The 1,094-nt window shown below is 74.8% G+C and carries 1 protein-coding gene and 1 pseudogene; both read right to left on the bottom strand.

Features of this window, described 5'->3' with window-relative positions:
• Positions 1 to 163 precede the first annotated feature (163 nt).
• Positions 164 to 652, bottom strand: coding sequence for a hypothetical protein (locus ABD308_RS32690; RefSeq protein ID WP_344343143.1), 489 nt, complete (start codon positions 650 to 652; stop codon positions 164 to 166).
• A 158-nt stretch (positions 653 to 810) separates the two neighbouring features.
• Positions 811 to 1,094, bottom strand: a pseudogene (locus ABD308_RS32685) (hypothetical protein); the annotation flags it as partial.

The following is a 1,094-nucleotide window of genomic DNA, read 5'->3' as shown; positions in this document are numbered from 1 at the left end:
TGCGCGCCGAGCACGGCGCCGCCCCGGCCGCCCCGGCCGCCGCGCCCGCCGCCCGCCCGGTGGGAGGGTTGCGGCGCCGACCGCCGGCCGGACGCGGGGGTGGTGGGCACACCCCGGGCCGGACGCCCGGCACGGGTCTGGTCCTTGACGCGTGGCGCGGCCATCAGTCGGTCTCCGCTTCCTTGACTCCGTGGACGAGGGTGGCACGCCCCTTGCCCGTAACCTTCCGCTTCGCGAGGTCGCCCAGCATGACGGGGCGGAACTCGGCCTCCACCGTGATCTCGACGGTGGCTCCGCCGTCCAAGAAGTCCACCTTCTTGGCCCTCAGGCCGTACAGCCTGAGGTAGCTGTTGGCCGCCTCCTCGGCGTACGCCGTCCGTACCTTGTAACCCTGGCCCTGCAACAGGGCCGCCTCGTCGAGCTGCTGGCCGCCCACCCGGGCGGCCTCCTGGGCGTAGGCGTCGACCCGCTCCGCCAGCCGCAGCTTGCCACCGGCGTCGACGACCAGCGCGATGATCAGCACCAGGCCGCCCGCGCAGAAGGCGACGAACAGCGACAGCGAGCCCCGGTCGGTCCGTGCGCCGGACAGCCCGCCGAACGGCCCGCCGAGCCGGGCGCGGCGGAACCGCCGCACCGCGCGTCCGCGTGCCATGGCGTTCCCTCCCCACCGGTCCGTCCGCCCTCCCCCGGGCGCCCTCCGCATGCGTCTCCCCCGCCCGACGGCTCCCCAATCCCCGTCCGGCCCGCTCGTCCTCACAACCCCGTCACCCCCCGCACCATGACCTGACACATCATCATCCCGCCCACCGCTCACTGACCGCGGTACCGGTCGACCACCGAGACGAACCGCCCGGTGAGGGTCTTCGACAGCGGCACGTTCGGCCCGCCGACCAGGTCGCCGAGGCTCACCTCGCACCGCACCGTCACCTCGACCGTCGCCAGGGTCACCCCGTGGCTGACCAGTTCGCCGTGCTCGACGTCCACCTCGCTGCTCCGGCAGTGCACGCCCTGCTGCACCATGGTGTGCTCGGCGGCGGCCTTCGCCGCGCCGTCCATCCCGTCGACGCTGCGCGCCAGCGAGGCCGTCCGGGCGG

Origin of the sequence: Kitasatospora putterlickiae (assembly GCF_039527695.1) — a bacterium.
GTDB classification, from domain to species: Bacteria; Actinomycetota; Actinomycetes; order Streptomycetales; family Streptomycetaceae; genus Kitasatospora; species Kitasatospora putterlickiae.
The sequence above is the reverse complement of the archived record's forward strand: the minus strand, read 5'-3'. Positions and strand labels throughout refer to the sequence as shown.

Coding starts and splice junctions, on each gene's coding strand:
- ABD308_RS32690 (WP_344343143.1), bottom strand. CDS start 652: ATGGCACGCGGACGCGCGGTGCGGCGGTTCCGCCGCGCCCGGCTCGGC.